This window comes from Mycobacterium sp. P4_H6, assembly GCF_056400845.1.
Genome location: NZ_JBFUKN010000117.1, coordinates 1 through 17,289 on the forward strand (window position 1 = coordinate 1; position 17,289 = coordinate 17,289).

The following is a 17,289-nucleotide window of genomic DNA, read 5'->3' on the forward strand; positions in this document are numbered from 1 at the left end:
CCGCCCAGTGGTCGCCCGCCCCGGCCGCCACCTGGGGACCCCAGCCCGCCCCGCCGGTGCGCCATCCCGAGCCACCGGCATCCCCGCGTCCGGCGCCGGAGCCCGCACCCCGGGCAGAGCAGCCCGCCCCGGAAACCCCGGACCGCCGTGGCCGCCACTACGGCTCGGACGCCGAATCGGCCCAGCCGCCGCGCCGCGCGCGGCACTCGGTGCCCGGCGAAACCGGTCCGCCGCCGCCACCTCCGTCCGCTCCGCCGCGCACCCGGCGGGCGGCCCAGCCGGACCGCGAACCCCCGGTGCAGGCGCCCACGCCGCCGCCCGCGCAGACACCCACCCCACCGCCGGCGCCCCGCCACCGTGGTGCCGAAGAACTCCAGCGCGAACAGCCGGAACCCGAGGGCGGCCAGCATGCAGGTGGTCAGCCGGTCTCCGAACTGCTCTCCCGCCTGCAGGCAACCCCCACCGGCGGTGGCCGGCGCCGTCGCCGCGAGGAGTGAGCTAGGCTCACCCCGACCGTGCGGTACCCGTATAAGGGACCGCAACGTTTATCACGACTGAATTTGCGAGGTCGTCTGTCATGGTCGACGGACTCCGTCCAGCGCGGCTCACTGTCGGCATCATCTCGGCCGGCCGGGTGGGAACCGCTCTCGGCGTGGCGCTCGAGCGCGCCGAGCACGTGGTGGTGGCCTGCAGCGCCATCTCCAACCAGTCCCGTGAACGCGCGGCCGCCAGACTCCCCGACACCGCGGTGCTGCCCGTGCAGGACGTGGCCGGGCGGGCCGAGTTGCTGCTGCTCGCGGTGCCCGATGCCGAACTCGATGCGCTGATCTCCGGGCTGGCCGCCACCGACGCGGTACGCCCCGGCACCATCGTGGTGCACACCTCCGGGATGAACGGGGTCGGCGTGCTGGAGCCGTTGACGGCACAGGGTTGCATCCCGCTGGCCATCCACCCCGCGATGACGTTCACCGGTTCCGATGAGGACATCGCCCGGCTGCCGGACACCTGTTTCGGCGTCACCGCGCTCGACGAGATCGGTTACGCGATCGGCCAGGCGCTGGTGCTGGAGATCGGCGGAGAACCGTTCCGGGTCCCCGAAGACGCGCGCATGCTGTACCACTCGGCCCTGGCGCATGCCAGCAACCACCTCGTCACCGTCGCACTCGACGCGGTCGAGGCACTTCGGTCCGCGCTGCGCGGCCAGGAGCTCCTCGGCCAGGAACTCGTCGGTGACGCACCCGGCGGGATCGCCGAACGCATCATCGGCCCGCTGGCAAGGGCGTCGCTGGAGAACGCGCTGCGGCGCGGCCAGGCGGCGCTGACGGGTCCGGTGGCGCGCGGCGACGCGGCCGCGGTGGCCGGTCATCTGCGCGCCTTCGGTGAGGTGGATCCCCAACTGGCCCAGGCATATCGGTCCAATTCACTGCGCACCGCCCAGCGGGCGCACGCACCGAAGGACGTGTTCGACGTGCTCACCACACCCGGGACGGGACAGAAGTGACCGTCCGCAAACCGCCGGCCTTCGCCGCCGGAGAGCTCAACGTCTATACCCGGCCCGCCGATGTCGCGGACGTCACCAGGGCGCTGCGCGGGACCGGCAAGCGGGTCATGCTGGTGCCGACGATGGGCGCCCTGCATGAGGGCCACCTCACGCTGGTCCGTCATGCCAAGCGCATTCCCGGTGCGGTGGTGGTGGTTTCGATCTTCGTCAATCCGCTGCAGTTCGGTGCCGGGGAGGATCTCGACGCCTACCCGCGCACCCTGGAAGACGATCTCGCGGCGCTACGGGGCGAGGGAGTGCAGATCGCCTTCACCCCGACCGCGGCGGACATGTACCCGTCGGGACCGCGCACCAGCGTGCACCCCGGGCCGCTGGGTGCAGAACTCGAAGGCGCTTCCCGGCCCACGCATTTCGCCGGGATGCTGACCGTCGTCATGAAACTGCTGCAGATCGTCGGGCCGGATCGCGCGTTCTTCGGCGAGAAGGACTATCAGCAACTGGTGCTGATCCGGCAGATGGCCGACGACCTGAACCTCGGCGCCCGCATCGTCGGGGTGCCGATCGTGCGGGAGGCCGACGGACTGGCGATGTCCTCGCGTAACCGCTACCTCGACGAGGTGCAGCGTGAGCAGGCCTGTGCCATACCGTCGGCACTGCTGGCCGGCATGTACGCCGCGGGCGAGGGTGTGGACGCCGCACTGGACGCCGCGCGGGCCGTGCTCGACGAGGTACCGGCGATCAGCGTCGACTATCTGGAGGTCCGCAACACCTGGCTGGGCCCGGCGCCGCAGACCGGCGCGGCCCGCCTGCTGGTGGCGGTTCGCCTGGGCGGCACCCGACTGCTGGACAACATCGCCATCGACATCGGCGTGCCCTCGGGCGACGGTCCGGATGTCGCGTACGACGAACACGAATTGCCCTGGAGGAACTGATGTTACGGACCATGCTGAAGTCCAAGATCCACCGTGCCACGGTCACCCAGGCCGACCTGCACTACGTGGGTTCGGTGACCATCGACGCGGACCTGATGGATGCGGCGGACCTGCTCGAAGGCGAGCAGGTCACCATCGTCGACATCGACAACGGCAGCCGACTGGTCACCTACGCCATCACCGGTGAGCGCGGCAGTGGTGTCATCGGGATCAACGGTGCCGCAGCGCATCTGATACATCCCGGAGATCTGGTCATCCTCATCGCCTATGGCACCATGGAGGACGCGCAGGCCCGCGAGTACCAGCCCAGGATCGTCTTCGTCGACGCCGGGAACCGTCAGATCGACCTGGGTACCGATCCCGCCTTCGTGCCGGCGGATGCGGCCGGCCTGATGTCGCCCCGCTGATGCTGCTGGCCATAGACGTCCGTAACGCGCACACCATCGTCGGGCTGATCTCGGGTGCGGGCGAGAACGCCAAGGTGGTGCAGCACTGGCGGATACGGACCGAATCCGAGGTGACCGCCGACGAGCTGGCGCTCACCATCGACGGTCTGGTCGGTGACGATGTGGAGCGGTTGACGGGTGCGGCGGCGCTGTCGACCGTGCCCTCGGTGCTGCACGAGATCAGGCTGATGCTGGAGCAGTACTGGCCCGCGGTGCCGCACGTCCTCATCGAGCCCGGGGTGCGTACCGGTATCCCGCTGCTGGTGGACAACCCCAAGGAAGTCGGTGCGGACCGGATCGTCAACTGCCTGGCCGCTTTTCACAAGTACAACTCGCCGGCGATCGTGGTCGACCTGGGGTCCTCCATCTGTGTCGACGTGGTGTCGGCCAAGGGGGRGTTCCTCGGCGGCGCCATCGCCCCGGGCGTGCAGGTGTCCTCCGATGCCGCGGCGGCAAGGTCGGCGGCGCTGCGGCGCGTGGAACTGACCCGTCCGCGTTCGGTGATCGGCAAGAACACCGTGGAGTGCATGCAGGCCGGCGCGATCTTCGGCTTCGCCTCGTTGGTCGACGGTCTGGTGGACCGCATCCGCGCCGATGTGGACGGTTTCGGGGGCAGCGACGTCGCGGTGGTCGCGACCGGGAACTCCGCGCCACTGGTGCTGCCCGATCTGCGCACCGTCGGGCATTACGACCAGCACCTGACGTTGCAGGGGCTGCGGCTGGTGTTCGAGCGCAACCGCGACAACCAGCGCGGCCGACGCTGATTAAGCTGGCTGTTCGTGAGTTCTTCTGACGATCCGGCCGCACCCACCCAGCCCGAGCACGACGACACCCCGGAGCAGTACCGGATCCGTCAGGCCAAGCGTGAGCGCCTGCTCGCCGAGGGGCGTGACCCGTACCCGGTGCAGGTGGCGCGCACCCATTCGCTGGCCGAACTGCGGGCCGCGTACCCGGATCTGCCGGTGGACACCCAGACCGGCGACATCGTCGGGGTCGCGGCCAGGGTCGTGTTCGCCCGCAACTCCGGGAAGCTGTGTTTCGCCACCCTGCAGGACGGCGACGGGACCCAGCTGCAGCTGATGATCAGCCTGGCCGAGGTGGGCCAGGAATCGCTCGATGCCTGGAAGGCGGACGTCGACCTCGGCGACATCGTCTTCGCGCATGGACAGGTCATCAGTTCACGGCGCGGCGAGCTGTCTGTGCTGGCAGATTCCTGGCAAATAGTCTCCAAGGCATTGCGGCCGCTCCCGGTGGCCCACAAGGAGATGAGCGAAGAATCCCGGGTCCGGCAACGCTACGTCGACCTGATCGTCCGTCCCGAGGCGCGTGCCGTTGCCCGGCAGCGCATCGCGGTGGTGCGTGCGGTGCGGTCGGCACTGGAGCGCCGCGGGTTCCTCGAGGTCGAGACGCCGATGCTGCAGACCCTGCCCGGCGGCGCGGCCGCCAGGCCGTTCGTCACGCACTCCAATGCCCTCGACGCCGATCTGTATCTGCGAATCGCGCCGGAGTTGTTCCTCAAGCGGTGTCTCGTCGGCGGATTCGAGAAGGTTTTCGAGTTGAATCGGAACTTTCGAAACGAAGGTGCGGATTCCACACATTCCCCGGAATTTGCGATGCTGGAGACTTATCAGGCCTATGGCACATATGACGATTCGGCCACCGTCACCCGTGAGCTGATTCAAGAAGTGGCCGACGAGGCCCTTGGTACGCGCGAGGTCCAGCTACCCGACGGCAGTACGTATGACTTGGACGGCGAATGGCAGACGCTGGAAATGTATCCGTCGCTGTCGGCGGCACTCGGTGAAGAGATAACGCCGGAGACCAGCCTGCAACATCTGTTGTCCATCGCCGAACGTCTCGAGGTCGAGATTCCCGCCGATCGCGGTTATGGACACGGGAAATTGGTCGAGGAACTGTGGGAACACACCGTCGGTGAAACCCTGTGGGCGCCCACCTTCGTCCGTGACTTCCCGGTGGAGACGAGCCCGCTGACACGTGCTCACCGCAGCATTCCCGGCGTCACCGAAAAGTGGGATCTCTATGTGCGTAAATTCGAATTGGCCACCGGTTACTCCGAGCTCATCGACCCGGTGATTCAGCGCGAACGTTTTGTCGCGCAGGCCGCCGCAGCCGCCGCAGGCGACGATGAGGCGATGCGCCTCGACGAGGATTTTCTCGCCGCTCTGGAGTACGCGATGCCGCCGACGACGGGTACCGGAATGGGTATTGATCGCCTGTTGATGGCATTGACGGGGCTGACGATTAGAGAGACAGTTTTGTTCCCGATTGTGCGCAGACACTCAAACTGACTGCATATCCGCAGTGGTTGTTGAATGAATTCCATCCGTATGCAAGCATTACCGCAGGGGTTCGGGGTGAATCTACGAGTGGCCACAGAAGGGTCGTGTGAGCTATATGGCAAAGAAAGTGACCGTCACACTAGTTGACGATTTCGACGGCGAAGCCGCCGCAGATGAGACCGTCGAATTCGCACTGGACGGCGTGAGCTACGAGATCGATCTTTCTTCGAAGAACGCCTCGAAGCTGCGCGGCGACCTGAAGCAGTGGGTCGAGGCCGGCCGCCGCGTCGGTGGCCGCCGCCGGGGCCGTTCGGCGGGCACGGGCCGCGGGCGCGCCGCCATCGATCGGGAACAGAGCGCGGCCATCCGGGAATGGGCCCGCCGCAACGGACACAATGTGTCGACCCGCGGGCGTATCCCCGCCGAGGTCATCGACGCATTCCACGCCGCGACGTAGTTGACCCTCGCAAAATAATTGCCGGTAGCCAGCTCGTCTCTCGGCTGATCCGGGCCACTCCGCTTCTTCGCTCACGGCGAACTCATCTCGGTGCTTTTCGGGAAACGTTCGGCGGTCGTCGCGCGTTATGTCTGCAACGGCGGCACCAAGGCTGGACACCAAGAGCGGCACGGGTTTCCCCCGACCACTAGAGTGGACGGCAGGTGCGGTGCCCTGTGCAGCTCATGTACAGCGCACGTGGCCGCCCTATGTGAGGAAGCGCAGGTAAACCGATGTTCGAGAGATTCACAGACCGTGCCCGTCGGGTGGTCGTCCTGGCCCAAGAAGAAGCCCGGATGCTCAACCACAACTACATCGGCACCGAGCACATCCTGCTCGGCCTCATCCACGAGGGTGAGGGCGTAGCGGCCAAGTCGCTCGAGTCGCTGGGCATTTCCCTGGAAGGCGTGCGCAGCCAGGTCGAGGAGATCATCGGCCAAGGTCAGCAGGCGCCGTCCGGCCACATCCCGTTCACTCCGCGCGCCAAGAAGGTGCTCGAGTTGAGCCTGCGCGAGGCGCTGCAGCTCGGCCACAACTACATCGGCACCGAGCACATTCTGCTCGGCCTGATCCGTGAGGGCGAGGGCGTCGCCGCCCAGGTGCTGGTGAAACTGGGCGCCGAACTCACCCGGGTGCGCCAGCAGGTCATCCAGCTGCTGTCCGGTTATCAGGGCAAGGAAGCTGCAGAAGCCGGTACCGGTGGACGCGGCGGCGAGGCGGGCAACCCGTCCACGTCGCTGGTGCTCGACCAGTTCGGCCGCAACCTGACCGCCGCCGCGATGGAGGGCAAGCTCGACCCCGTCATCGGCCGCGAGAAGGAAATCGAGCGGGTGATGCAGGTGCTGAGCCGCCGCACCAAGAACAACCCGGTGCTGATCGGTGAGCCCGGCGTCGGTAAGACCGCCGTCGTGGAGGGCCTGGCCCAGGCCATCGTGCACGGCGAGGTCCCCGAGACGCTGAAGGACAAGCAGCTCTACACGCTCGACCTGGGCTCGCTGGTCGCCGGCAGCCGTTACCGCGGTGACTTCGAGGAGCGCCTGAAGAAGGTGCTCAAGGAGATCAACACCCGCGGCGACATCATCCTGTTCATCGACGAGCTGCACACGCTGGTCGGGGCGGGTGCCGCCGAGGGCGCGATCGACGCCGCCAGCATCCTGAAGCCGAAGCTGGCCCGCGGTGAGCTGCAGACCATCGGTGCGACCACCCTCGACGAGTACCGCAAGTACATCGAGAAGGACGCCGCGCTGGAGCGCCGCTTCCAGCCCGTGCAGGTCGGTGAGCCCACCGTCGAGCACACCATCGAGATCCTCAAGGGTCTGCGCGACCGCTACGAGGCGCATCACCGGGTGTCCATCACCGACGGTGCGCTGGTGGCCGCGGCCACGCTGGCCGACCGCTACATCAACGACCGCTTCCTGCCGGACAAGGCGATCGACCTGATCGACGAGGCCGGGGCCCGGATGCGCATCCGCCGGATGACCGCACCGCCGGACCTGCGCGAGTTCGACGAGAAGATCGCCGACGCGCGCCGGGAGAAGGAATCCGCGATCGATGCGCAGGACTTCGAGAAGGCCGCGAACCTCCGCGACAAGGAGAAGACCCTCGTCGCACAGCGCGCAGAGCGTGAGAAGCAGTGGCGCTCAGGTGACCTCGATGTCGTGGCCGAGGTCGACGACGAGCAGATCGCCGAGGTGCTCGGTAACTGGACCGGTATCCCGGTGTTCAAGCTGACCGAGGCCGAGACCACGCGTCTGCTGCGCATGGAAGATGAGCTGCACAAGCGGATCATCGGCCAGGAGGACGCCGTCAAGGCGGTCAGCAAGGCCATCCGGCGTACCCGCGCCGGCCTGAAGGACCCCAAGCGTCCGTCCGGCTCGTTCATCTTCGCCGGCCCGTCCGGTGTGGGTAAGACCGAGCTGTCCAAGGCGCTGGCCAACTTCCTGTTCGGCGACGACGACGCGCTCATCCAGATCGACATGGGCGAGTTCCACGACCGCTTCACCGCGTCGCGGCTGTTCGGTGCCCCTCCGGGCTACGTCGGCTACGAMGAGGSCGGCCAGCTCACCGAGMRGGTGCGCCGCAASCCGTWCTCGRTSGTGCTSTTCGACGAGATCGAGAAGGCCCACCAGGAGATCTACAACACGCTGTTGCAGGTGCTGGAGGACGGCCGTCTCACCGACGGTCAGGGTCGTACGGTCGACTTCAAGAACACCGTGCTGATCTTCACGTCCAACCTCGGTACCTCGGACATCTCCAAGGCGGTCGGGCTCGGCTTCACCCAGGGTGGCGGCGAGAACAACTACGAGCGGATGAAGCTCAAGGTCAACGACGAGCTGAAGAAGCATTTCCGCCCGGAGTTCCTGAACCGTATCGACGACATCATCGTCTTCCACCAGCTGACTCAGCAGGAGATCATCGAGATGGTCGACCTGATGATCGGGCGGGTGTCCAAGCAGCTCGCTGCCAAGGACATGACGATGGAGCTCACCGATCAGGCGAAGTCGCTGCTGGCCAAGCGGGGCTTCGATCCGGTGCTGGGTGCGCGGCCGCTGCGCCGCACCATCCAGCGTGAGATCGAGGACGCTTTGAGCGAGAAGATCCTGTTCGACGAGGTCGGTCCGGGTCAGGTCGTCACCGTCGACGTCGAAGGCTGGGACGGTGAGGGCGCCGGCGAGAACGCCAAGTTCACCTTCGCCGGACGGCAGCGTGCTGCCTCCACCGACGAGGCGGACCTGGCGGCCACCGCGGCCGAGTAACGCTGTGTACCCAAAGCCCCCGACCGGAGTATCCGGTCGGGGGCTTTGGCGTAGTATCCGTACTGCTCTCGACGGACAACGGAATCTGGTGTAATCCCAGAACGGTCGCGCCACTGTGAAAGTCAGACCCGACGCCTGTCAACCCGCTTTTTACCTGGGACGCGAACTCCCGAAAGGATCGGATATGACTTCTGCTGAGGCACCCAAGGCGCTCGGCGCCAGGGCCCGCGCCATCGACCTCTCCGCCGCCTCTGCGGTGGTGTGGCTGTCGGCGACCGCCTTCCTCGCACTGCTCGTGCTCTACTTCGTCGGGATGGATCAGGGTGCGACGTCGGTCTTCGGCGCCAACACCGTCATCCACGAATTCGTGCACGACGCCCGGCATCTGCTCGGCTACCCCTGCCACTAGACGCCGGAAGCAGAAACAACTCCGATGGAAAAAAGAATCATCGGGCGCGGCCTGCTGGCCGGCGCCCTCGGCGGTGTACTCGCATTCATCTGGTCCTGGATCTTCATCGAACCGGTCATCGACCGCGCGATCGAGTTCGAGGACGGCGTCAGCGCAGCCCATGAGGCGATCGAGCACGGTGGCCATGCCCACGAGCACGGCGCCGAAGGTGGCATCGAGATCACCCGCACCGTGCAGTCCACGATCGGCCTCGGCTTCGGGCTGGTGGCGTTCAGCGTCGCCATGGGCGCACTGCTCGCGGTGCTTTTCTGTGTGGCCTACGGACGGATCGCCGGACCGGCGGGCAGGAGCGCAGCGACCGGGGAATCAGCGTTGTCTGCCCGGGCCACCGCGGTGCTGCTGGCCGGTGGCATGCTGATCTCGCTGTGGATCGTGCCGTCGCTGAAATACCCGCCGAACCCGCCCGCGGTCAGCCTGGACGAGACGATTCAGCAGCGCACGCTGCTGTACCTGTTGTTGACGGTGCTCTCGGCGGCGCTGCTGGTCGGGTCGGTGCTGCTGGCCCGCAAGCTGGCGCCCAAGTTCGGTGCGTGGAACGCCTCGCTGCTCGGCGCAGCCGACTACATCGTGTCGATGGCCGTGGTGTTCCTGCTGATGCCGACCATCTCCGAGACACCCGGACCGATCACCGACGATGCGGGCACCATCCTCTTCGGTGCCTTCCCGGCCGATGACCTCTACGAGTTCCGGCTCTACTCGCTGGGCACCCAGGTCGTGATGTGGACGACCATCGGCCTGGTGTTCGCCGCGCTGGTGTCGCGTCTGCTCGACCAGAGGCAACGCGACGAAGTCACCGTGTGAGTGAGGTCGTCCGGCTGACTCTCGTATCGCATGGCATGACCGATGCGATGGCGGCCGGACGATTTCCCACCGACGAGCCCCTCAATGATCTCGGCCGCCGTCAGGTCGGCGGCTGTACCGGACTCGGAACGTTCGACGCGGCGGTATGCGGACCGGAACAGCGGACGGTGCAGACCGCCGGGCAGTTGGGTGTGCAGGCCCTCATCGAGTCGGGTATCGCAGACCTCGACCATGGCCGCTGGCGCGGCAGTGCACTCGACCAGGTCGGTGCCGCCGAGATGACCACCTGGCTCACCGATCCGACGGCGGCCCCGCACGGCGGGGAATCGATCCTCACCCTGTGCAGGCGGGTCGGGGAGTGGATGGACGCCGTCGCGCTACGGCGCGGACGCCTGCTGGCCGTGACGCATCCGGCCGTGATCCGGGCGGCCATCGTGCACGTCCTGAATGCACCACCGAAGTCGTTCTGGCGCATCGACATCGAGCCCGCCAGCGTCACCACCATGCACTACCGTGGGCACGCCTGGACGCTCAGGTCGCCGGGATGAGATCGAATGACTGCGTGGCGATCGACAGCAGCCAGGTCGCCGCGGTCAGGCTCCGGTACTCCGGCCAGTTGAGCTGGTAGCTCACCACCCACCCCTGGCCGGCGCGGTCCTCGGCGTACCAGCTGAAGGTCAGATCGCCGGGGAGGTTCCCGCCCTTGGCGCCGACATAGCTCCACTTCGAGCGGTCCAGTTCGATTCCGGGAGTCGCCGAGAGGATGTCGCGTACCGGTGCGGCCGGCCCGTGGGCGGCGACCTGAAGCGCGGCGTGCACACGGCAGATGTCCATCGGGGTGCCGTACYACTCGATGCCGTAGGGCGATGCCGGCGTCCGGTTGAGCATCGGATCCGGTTCGTAGGGAAGGGCTCTGGTGTGCTCGAGCATCTCGGCCCGGTGCGCACGCGAGGCCGTCTTCCATTCCTCGCGGACGTCTGGTTTTCCCCAGCCGATGGCGAACAGCTCGTAGGTGCTGGGGAAGGGGGTCATGGACGACGGGTCGTGGTGACGTGCTGTGACCAGGGCGCGCTCGACCCCTCCCGGACCGAGGCGGGCCATCAACATGTCGGTGGCCATATTGTCGCTGGCCGAGATCATCTGCTGCGCAGCATCTTTCACCGATACCTTGGCGCCGGGTTCGAGATCGTTGAAACCGGCGGAGCCGACCGCCTTGTTCGCCTCGGTGATGGTGAGCTGTTCGTCCCAGCGCAGCGTTCCGTCGTTGACGGCCTGGGCGACCGCGAGTAGCACGTAGAGCTTGAAGATGGATGCCAGCGGCATCGGCCGGTCGACGTCGGTGCCGGCCACCTCGGTGCACTCGCCGCCGGAGACCTTGGACACCTGATAGGCGTAGCCGGCGCCGGACTCGGCGATCTCGGCATCGACATCGGGCCACTGCCGGATGGTCGGCTTGTCGATCTCGACCTCGAAGCGATCGACCAGGCCGCTGTCGCCGGTGCGCATCGTGACGGTCTGCCCGACGCTGTAGGAGTTCCGGACGTGCAGCGTGGCCTGCCCGGCACCCAGCGATATGGCCGTCACGGTGATCGGGCGGTCCGCCCACAACCGGTCCATCGCCGCGCCGACCGGTTCGACCATCTGGGGTTCGGCCAGCGTGCCGACCGTCACGGTGCCGATCGGCCAGTCGGAGTTGACCATGTCCAGCAGCTGCTTGGCGCGCAGCCCCTGTGGGGTGTTGGTGTCGATGTGCATGCCGTACGCCGCCTCGGCGACCGGCGGGCCGGTGTGTGCGCAGCTGGTGGCGAGCAGGACCACGGCGGTGGCCAGCGCGCCGGCACCGAGCGCGCGCCGCGGCGTGCTACTTGCCAGTCCCCGCAACGTCCAACACAACCTCGAACTCCAGCAGTGACGCGCCGGTGGAAACCGGCTTGGTCTGCTGTCCGGCGTGTGCCTCGACGGCCGGCCCCTGGGCCCACGCCTGGAACGCCTCATCGGACTCCCACTGGGTGACCACGAAGTAGCGGTTCTCGCCCTTGACCGGGCGCAGCAGTTGGAAGCCGAGGAAGCCGGGCTGGTTGTCCACGGCGTGTGCGCGATGAGCGAACCGCTTCTCCAGCTCCGGGCCTGCGTCGGCCGGTACCTCGATGGCATTGATCTTCACGACGGGCATGCGGTTCAGGCTACCCGGACCCGGTCGCGGCAGGATGGCGGCATGCGGAGCGCTCTACTCACTTCCCGCGGCGGCGCCGAGGACACCGGCGGCGAGCCACTCGTGCTGGTGCACGGGCTGATGGGCCGCGGCAGCACGTGGTCGCGGCAGCTGCCGTGGCTGACCCGGTTCGGCCCGGTGTACACCTACGACGCGCCATGGCACCGCGGCCGTGATGTCAGCGATCCGCACCCGGTCAGCACCGAGCGTTTCGTCGAGGATCTCGGGGCGGCGGTGGCCTCGCTGGGCCGCCCGGTGACGCTGGTCGGGCATTCGATGGGCGGGCTGCACTCCTGGTGTCTGGCCGCCGAGCGCCCGGATCTGGTGAGCGCCGTCGTGGTCGAGGACATGGCGCCGGACTTCCGGGGCCGAACCACCGGCCCGTGGGAGCCCTGGCTGCAGGCGCTGCCCGTCGAGTTCGGCTCCGCGCAGCAGGTCTATCAGGAGTTCGGGCCGGTCGCCGGGCAGTACTTCCTGGAGGCGTTCGACCGGACCGAGACGGGTTGGCGGCTGCACGGGCACACCGCCCGCTGGATCGAGATCGCCGCCCAGTGGGGCGTCCGCGACTACTGGCCGCAGTGGCAGGCGGTGCGCGCCCCGGTGCTGCTGCTGGAGGCCGGTGGCACCGTCGCGCCGCCGGGCCAGATGCGGCAGATGCACGAGACCGGTTACCGGACAACATATCTGCACGTTCCGGGTGCGGGTCATCTGATCCACGATGATGCGCCGGAGGTGTACCGCGAGGCCGTGGAGTCGTTCCTATCGGCGCTCGCCCGAGGCGCTTGAGGCCGGCCAGGACGGCTGATCCTCGAAGCGGGTCCGGATGGCATCGATATCGTGCATCGCCCGCAGGCCGTCGCGGTCATCGGGATGACCGCTGCCGGCAAGCCTGCCGACGAAGGGCGCCGCGGCGCTGAACTGGTCCAGGTGTAGCCGCAGGATTCCGGTGCGGCGGGCGATCCGGCTGAGCGTCCACGCCAGGGCGAACGGCGCGAGCAACACGGCGATGAGTGCGAGGTAGTTCAGTGGTGTAGTCATGGCAGTAAGTCTCCGTTGATAAATATCCGGCCAACAGTGGCAGGAACGACACCTTGAGATAAAATGCTGCCATGGCAATAGCGAGCGTATCGGTGCTGGTGCTGGACGGTCTAGCGATTTTTGAGTTCGGCGTGATCTGCGAGGTCTTCGGCATCGACCGCTCCTCCGACGGTGTCCCCAACTTCGATTTCAAGGTGTGCGGACCGGAAGCCGGCCGGCCCATCCGCACCGCGGTCGGTGCCACCCTCATCCCGGACCACGGGCTAGACGACCTGGTCGGCGCGGACCTGGTGGCCATCCCGGCGATCAGTGGCTCCGACTACTCGCCCGCAGCGCTGGCCGCGGTCCGCAGTGCCGTGGACTCCGGTTCGACGGTCCTGACCGTCTGCTCCGGTGCATTCCTGGCCGGTGCGGCGGGCCTGCTGGACGGCAGGCCGTGCACCACCCACTGGATGCACGCCGACGACCTGGCCGCCGCCTATCCGACGGCACGGGTGGACCGCAATGTGCTGTTCGTCGACGACGGGAACCTGATCACCAGCGCGGGCACCGCCGCGGGTATCGACGCCTGCCTGCACCTGGTGCGCCGCGAACTGGGTGCCGAGGTCACCAACAAGATCGCCCGACGGATGGTGGTGCCGCCGCAGCGCGACGGTGGCCAGCGCCAGTACATCGACCAGCCGATACCGGTGCGCTACTCGGAAGGCTTTGCCCCGCAGCTGGATTGGATCCTGGTGAACCTGGACAAGCCGCACACCGTCGCGAGCCTCGCGGCGCGCGCAAACATGTCGGCGCGCACCTTCGCCCGGCGGTTCGTCGACGAGACCGGGCGCACCCCGATGCAGTGGGTGACCGATCAGCGGGTGCTCTATGCGCGCCGGCTGCTCGAGGAGACCGACCTGGACATCGACCGGGTGGCCGATCGCTGCGGGTTCGGCACCGCAACGCTGCTGCGACACCACTTCCGGCGCATCATCGGCGTCACGCCATCGGATTACCGGCGCAGGTTCTCCTGCGACGACGCCTGCGAGGCGACCGCCTGACCGCCCTCGCCCGCCAGCGCGAACAGCCCGGCGGCGGTCTGCTCGACCAACCCGTCGACCAGCAGCGAATCCAGCGCCCGGTCGCGTTGCGCGGTATCGGTGAGCCACACCACGTCCAGCTGTGCCCGGGTGACCGGCGCGGCGCTGGCCCGCAGCACATCGAGCAGCCGCCCGCGGCACTGCCGGTCGGTTCCGGCGTAGCGCTGCACCCGCCGCGCCGGTGTGGCGGCCGCCGGGTACCCGGCGCTGCGCCAGCGGCAGCCACGCAACGGGCACAGGCCGCACTTGGGGGAGCGCGCGGTGCAGACGATGGCCCCGAGCTCCATCAGGGCGGCGGAGAACCGCGGCGCCGCATCGCCTTCGGGCAGCAGTGCGGCCACCTCGTCGAGATCGCGTGCGCTGGCCGGCGCCTCGGCGCAGCCGTGCATCACCCGTGACACCACCCGGCGGACATTGGTGTCCACCACCGGGACCCGCTGCCGGTAGGCGAAACACGCGATGGCCCTTGCCGTGTACGCGCCGACACCCGGCAGCGTCAGCAGGGTCTCCACATCGGAGGGCACCTCGTCGCCGTATTCGGTGGCCAGGGTGACCGCACATTCGTGCAGGCGCTTGGCCCGGCGCGGATAACCCAACTTGCCCCAGGCGCGCAGCACGTCGGCGGGGCCGGCCGCCGCGGTGGCCGACGGCGTCGGCCACCGGGCCACCCAGGCCAGCCAGATCGGCTCCACCCGGTTCACCGGGGTCTGCTGCAGCATGAACTCGCTGACCAGGATCTGCCATGCGGTCACCTCGGGTCGCCGCCACGGCAGGTCCCGCTCGGCCACGTCGAACCAGCCCAGTAGCTCCTCCGGGTCGATGCCGGCATCAGGCTCGGGCACAATGACGGTCATGCCCAATTCGAATCCGATCTCCGCGTGGAAGGCACTCAAAGAGGGTAACGAGCGTTTCGTTGCCGGACAGCCAGAGCACCCGAGCCAGGGCATCGAGGACCGCGCCCGGCTCACCGAGGCGCAGAAGCCGACGGCCGTGCTCTTCGGCTGCGGTGACAGCCGCGTCGCCGCCGAGCTCATCTTCGACCAGGGCCTCGGTGACATGTTCGTCGTCCGCACCGCGGGCCACGTCATCGATTCCGCGGTGCTCGGTTCCATCGAGTACGCCGTCGGCGTGCTCAACGTGCCGCTGATCGCGGTGCTCGGCCACGACAGCTGCGGCGCGGTGAAGGCCACGCTGAACGCACTCGACGAGGGCGACATCCCGGGCGGCTACATCCGCGACATCGTCGAGCGCGTCATGCCCTCCATCCTGCTGGGCCGCCGTGACGGGCTGACCAGGGTCGACGAGTTCGAGGCCCGCCATGTCGCCGAGACCGGCGCCCAGCTGCTGGCCCGCTCGACACTCATCGCCGACCGGGTGGAGTCGGGCGACCTGGCGATCGTCGGACTGACCTATCACCTGGCCGACGGCCGGGTGGCACTGCGCCACCATCTGGGCGATATCGGCGAAGCCTGACCGATACCACACCCGACACGCCGACACGCCTCGAACGACTACACGTGAGCGCGGCTTACCGTTGAGGTCGTGCTAGACACCGAGACCCCGCGCCAGATGCCACCGGAGATCTACCGGCGCCGCAGGGCGCTGGCCATAGGTGTCGCAGTGGTCGTGATCGCCATCGTCGCCGCCATCGTGGCCGTCGTGGTGGCCAACAGCACCGGGTCCGAGGGCGCCACCGCCGATCCGTCGGCCAACACCGAAGCCGCGCCGCCGCCCACCCCGCTGCCGGGTGAGGAGCCCGGTGTCAAGACCCCGGTCGTTCCGCCGGCCGCGCAGGCCCCGCCGCCGGTGCCGACACCGACGACGGCGGTCGTTCCGCCCCCGGTGCTGCAGGAGGGCGATGACTGCCCGGACTCCACCCTGGCGGTCAAGGGCATCACCAGCGCGCCCGACTATGTGATGGGCGATCAGCCRAAGTTCACCATGGTCGTGACCAACATCGGGTTGGTCGCCTGCCAGCGTGATGTCGGGGCCGCCGTGCTGGCCGCCTACGTGTACTCGCTGGACAACAACCGCCTGTGGTCGAACCTGGACTGCGCGCCCTCCAACGAGACGCTGGTCAAGACGTTCAACCCGGGCGAGCAGGTCACCACCGAGGTCACCTGGACCGGGATGGGTTCGGCGCCCAACTGCCCGCTGCCGCGCGAGCCGATCGGGCCGGGCACCTACAACCTGCTGGTTCAGCTCGGCAACCTGCGGTCGGCCTCGGTGCCGTTCGTCCTGGCCGAAGCCGCCCCGCCGCCACCGGCCGACGCGGCGCCGCCCGCGGACGCACCGCACGAGGGTGACGGACAGGCGCCGGGCTGACAGCTCTAGGCCAGCTGGTCGGCGATCGTCGATTCGGCCAGCTGGGACAGGCCCTCCCTGATGTGGCGGGCCCACATCGAGCCGATACCGTCCACCGACTGCAGGTCGGTGGCGCTGGCCGCGAGCACACCCTGCAACGAGCCGAAGGACCGCACCAGCAGATCGACATGGGCGAACTGCAGTCGCGGGATGCCCGCCATCGCCCGGTAACCCCGTGAACTCATCGCGGAGTCCTGCGCCTCGATGGTCGACGGGTAACCGAAAACTCTTGCGAGAGCAGTGAAGTCGAGCAGCTCGTTGTCCGAGAGGGCATCCAGTTCCTCCAGCGTGGCGCTCACCTGGGCGGCGCTCGGCGGATCCGGATTGGCGTGATAATCACGCATGATGAGCTCGCGGGCGGTGTCGTTGCCACCGACGAGCTCCTCCAGCTGCAGCTTGAGCTGACGGCCGTCGGTGCCCAGTTCGACGACATCGGCGTCGATCTCCAGGCTGATCCGGCGGACCATCTCCAGACGCTGGGCCACCGTCATCACATCGCGCAGCGTCACGAAGTCCTCGATCTCCGCGGTGGACAGCTGCCGGTTCACCTCGTCGAGCCGGGACTTGTAGCGCTCCAGGGTGGCGATGGTCTGGTTGGCCCGGGACAGGATGGTCGGGGTGTCGGGCACGACGTGCCGCTCACCGGCCGCGTACACGGTCACGATGCTCATCGAATGGCTGACCGAGATGACCGGGTAGCCGGTCTGCACGGCGGCGCGTTCCGCGGAGCGGTGCCGGGTGCCGGATTCGTCGGTGGGGATCGACGGGTCGGGCACCAGCTGCACGTTGGCCTTGAGGATGCGGGTGCCGTCACTGGAGAGCACCACCGCGCCGTCCATCTTGGACAGCTCGCGCAGTTTGGTCGGTGCGTAGCGGACGTCCAGGTTGAAGC

19 protein-coding genes and 1 pseudogene are annotated in these 17,289 nt (G+C 68.0%); 15 read left to right on the plus strand and 5 right to left on the minus strand.

What is annotated here, in order from left to right; translation table 11 throughout:
• The 11 genes and pseudogenes from AC1DTF_RS29545 to AC1DTF_RS29595 form a co-directional block, all read left to right on the plus strand.
• Positions 1–497: pseudogene (locus tag AC1DTF_RS29545) on the plus strand (hypothetical protein); the annotation flags it as partial.
• A gap of 80 nt (positions 498–577) precedes the next feature.
• A complete protein-coding gene (locus tag AC1DTF_RS29550; protein ID WP_477476619.1) occupies positions 578–1,501 on the plus strand; it encodes a Rossmann-like and DUF2520 domain-containing protein in 924 nt (307 codons plus the stop codon).
• Positions 1,498–2,433, plus strand: a complete 936-nt coding sequence (gene panC, locus AC1DTF_RS29555) for a pantoate--beta-alanine ligase (protein WP_057170822.1) — start codon at positions 1,498–1,500, stop codon at positions 2,431–2,433. The genes AC1DTF_RS29550 and panC overlap by 4 nt, the downstream gene beginning before the upstream one ends.
• Positions 2,433–2,840 carry an aspartate 1-decarboxylase gene (panD, locus tag AC1DTF_RS29560; RefSeq protein WP_477476620.1) on the plus strand — a complete coding sequence of 136 codons (408 nt, stop codon included), beginning with the start codon at positions 2,433–2,435 and terminating at the stop codon, positions 2,838–2,840. Before panC ends, panD begins: the two co-directional genes overlap by 1 nt.
• Positions 2,840–3,643 (plus strand): type III pantothenate kinase, encoded by an 804-nt coding sequence (locus tag AC1DTF_RS29565; protein WP_477476621.1) that lies wholly within the window; start codon positions 2,840–2,842, stop codon positions 3,641–3,643. Before panD ends, AC1DTF_RS29565 begins: the two co-directional genes overlap by 1 nt.
• A 15-nt stretch (positions 3,644–3,658) precedes the next feature.
• Entirely contained in the window at positions 3,659–5,188 is a 1,530-nt protein-coding gene (gene lysS, locus AC1DTF_RS29570; RefSeq protein WP_057170825.1) for a lysine--tRNA ligase, read from the plus strand.
• Positions 5,189–5,294: 106 nt separating this feature from the next.
• Positions 5,295–5,636 (plus strand): histone-like nucleoid-structuring protein Lsr2, encoded by a 342-nt coding sequence (gene lsr2 / locus AC1DTF_RS29575; protein ID WP_057170951.1) that lies wholly within the window; start codon positions 5,295–5,297, stop codon positions 5,634–5,636.
• A 272-nt stretch (positions 5,637–5,908) separates the two neighbouring features.
• On the plus strand, positions 5,909–8,431 hold the full coding sequence (locus AC1DTF_RS29580; RefSeq protein ID WP_477476622.1) for an ATP-dependent Clp protease ATP-binding subunit: 2,523 nt from the start codon (positions 5,909–5,911) through the stop codon (positions 8,429–8,431).
• 184 nt (positions 8,432–8,615) lie between these two features.
• Positions 8,616–8,840 (plus strand): CbtB domain-containing protein, encoded by a 225-nt coding sequence (locus AC1DTF_RS29585; RefSeq protein ID WP_057170827.1) that lies wholly within the window; start codon positions 8,616–8,618, stop codon positions 8,838–8,840.
• 24 nt (positions 8,841–8,864) lie between these two features.
• On the plus strand, positions 8,865–9,701 hold the full coding sequence (locus tag AC1DTF_RS29590; RefSeq protein ID WP_057170828.1) for a CbtA family protein: 837 nt from the start codon (positions 8,865–8,867) through the stop codon (positions 9,699–9,701).
• Entirely contained in the window at positions 9,698–10,249 is a 552-nt protein-coding gene (locus AC1DTF_RS29595; protein WP_057170829.1) for a histidine phosphatase family protein, read from the plus strand. Before AC1DTF_RS29590 ends, AC1DTF_RS29595 begins: the two co-directional genes overlap by 4 nt.
• On the opposite strand, the gene AC1DTF_RS29600 is transcribed toward AC1DTF_RS29595, so the two are convergent.
• Together AC1DTF_RS29600 and mhuD are read right to left on the minus strand one after the other, a co-directional pair.
• Positions 10,233–11,582 carry a serine hydrolase gene (locus AC1DTF_RS29600; RefSeq protein ID WP_477476623.1) on the minus strand — a complete coding sequence of 450 codons (1,350 nt, stop codon included), beginning with the start codon at positions 11,580–11,582 and terminating at the stop codon, positions 10,233–10,235. The genes AC1DTF_RS29595 and AC1DTF_RS29600 overlap by 17 nt on opposite strands.
• On the minus strand, positions 11,563–11,874 hold the full coding sequence (gene mhuD / locus AC1DTF_RS29605; protein WP_057170830.1) for a mycobilin-forming heme oxygenase MhuD: 312 nt from the start codon (positions 11,872–11,874) through the stop codon (positions 11,563–11,565). The genes AC1DTF_RS29600 and mhuD overlap by 20 nt, the downstream gene beginning before the upstream one ends.
• Before the next feature lie 42 nt (positions 11,875–11,916).
• Between mhuD and AC1DTF_RS29610 the strand changes: the two genes are divergently transcribed.
• A complete protein-coding gene (locus AC1DTF_RS29610; RefSeq protein WP_477476624.1) occupies positions 11,917–12,699 on the plus strand; it encodes an alpha/beta fold hydrolase in 783 nt (260 codons plus the stop codon).
• On the opposite strand, the gene AC1DTF_RS29615 is transcribed toward AC1DTF_RS29610, so the two are convergent.
• Positions 12,673–12,951, minus strand: a complete 279-nt coding sequence (locus AC1DTF_RS29615; RefSeq protein ID WP_477476625.1) for a hypothetical protein — start codon at positions 12,949–12,951, stop codon at positions 12,673–12,675. The genes AC1DTF_RS29610 and AC1DTF_RS29615 overlap by 27 nt on opposite strands.
• Before the next feature lie 71 nt (positions 12,952–13,022).
• On the opposite strand from AC1DTF_RS29615, the gene AC1DTF_RS29620 reads away from it, so the two are divergent.
• Positions 13,023–13,994 (plus strand): helix-turn-helix domain-containing protein, encoded by a 972-nt coding sequence (locus AC1DTF_RS29620; protein WP_477476626.1) that lies wholly within the window; start codon positions 13,023–13,025, stop codon positions 13,992–13,994.
• Here the strand turns inward: AC1DTF_RS29620 and AC1DTF_RS29625 are convergent.
• Positions 13,946–14,887, minus strand: a complete 942-nt coding sequence (locus AC1DTF_RS29625) for an HhH-GPD family protein (protein ID WP_477476627.1) — start codon at positions 14,885–14,887, stop codon at positions 13,946–13,948. The two genes, AC1DTF_RS29620 and AC1DTF_RS29625, sit on opposite strands and share 49 nt — an antisense overlap.
• On the opposite strand from AC1DTF_RS29625, the gene AC1DTF_RS29630 reads away from it, so the two are divergent.
• Both AC1DTF_RS29630 and AC1DTF_RS29635 read left to right on the plus strand, forming a co-directional pair.
• The gene (locus AC1DTF_RS29630) at positions 14,886–15,506 is read left to right on the plus strand and encodes a carbonic anhydrase (protein WP_057170953.1); all 621 of its coding nucleotides are present in this window, start codon (positions 14,886–14,888) and stop codon (positions 15,504–15,506) included. The genes AC1DTF_RS29625 and AC1DTF_RS29630 overlap by 2 nt on opposite strands.
• Positions 15,507–15,575: 69 nt before the next feature.
• A complete protein-coding gene (locus tag AC1DTF_RS29635) occupies positions 15,576–16,358 on the plus strand; it encodes a hypothetical protein (RefSeq protein WP_477476628.1) in 783 nt (260 codons plus the stop codon).
• 5 nt (positions 16,359–16,363) lie between these two features.
• Here the strand turns inward: AC1DTF_RS29635 and disA are convergent.
• On the minus strand, positions 16,364–17,289 hold a 926-nt coding region (gene disA / locus AC1DTF_RS29640; protein ID WP_477476629.1), incomplete at its 5' end, for a DNA integrity scanning diadenylate cyclase DisA.

Bases quoted from the DNA above. Each gene is read 5' to 3' on its own strand.
- AC1DTF_RS29550 (WP_477476619.1), top strand. From the start codon at position 578: ATGGTCGACGGACTCCGTCCAGCGCGGCTCACTGTCGGCATCATCTCG.
- panD (WP_477476620.1), top strand. From the start codon at position 2,433: ATGTTACGGACCATGCTGAAGTCCAAGATCCACCGTGCCACGGTCACC.
- lsr2 (WP_057170951.1), top strand. From the start codon at position 5,295: ATGGCAAAGAAAGTGACCGTCACACTAGTTGACGATTTCGACGGCGAA.
- AC1DTF_RS29585 (WP_057170827.1), top strand. From the start codon at position 8,616: ATGACTTCTGCTGAGGCACCCAAGGCGCTCGGCGCCAGGGCCCGCGCC.
- AC1DTF_RS29590 (WP_057170828.1), top strand. From the start codon at position 8,865: ATGGAAAAAAGAATCATCGGGCGCGGCCTGCTGGCCGGCGCCCTCGGC.
- mhuD (WP_057170830.1), bottom strand. From the start codon at position 11,874: ATGCCCGTCGTGAAGATCAATGCCATCGAGGTACCGGCCGACGCAGGC.
- AC1DTF_RS29610 (WP_477476624.1), top strand. From the start codon at position 11,917: ATGCGGAGCGCTCTACTCACTTCCCGCGGCGGCGCCGAGGACACCGGC.
- AC1DTF_RS29615 (WP_477476625.1), bottom strand. From the start codon at position 12,951: ATGACTACACCACTGAACTACCTCGCACTCATCGCCGTGTTGCTCGCG.
- AC1DTF_RS29620 (WP_477476626.1), top strand. From the start codon at position 13,023: ATGGCAATAGCGAGCGTATCGGTGCTGGTGCTGGACGGTCTAGCGATT.
- AC1DTF_RS29630 (WP_057170953.1), top strand. From the start codon at position 14,886: ATGCCCAATTCGAATCCGATCTCCGCGTGGAAGGCACTCAAAGAGGGT.
- AC1DTF_RS29625 (WP_477476627.1), bottom strand. From the start codon at position 14,887: ATGACCGTCATTGTGCCCGAGCCTGATGCCGGCATCGACCCGGAGGAG.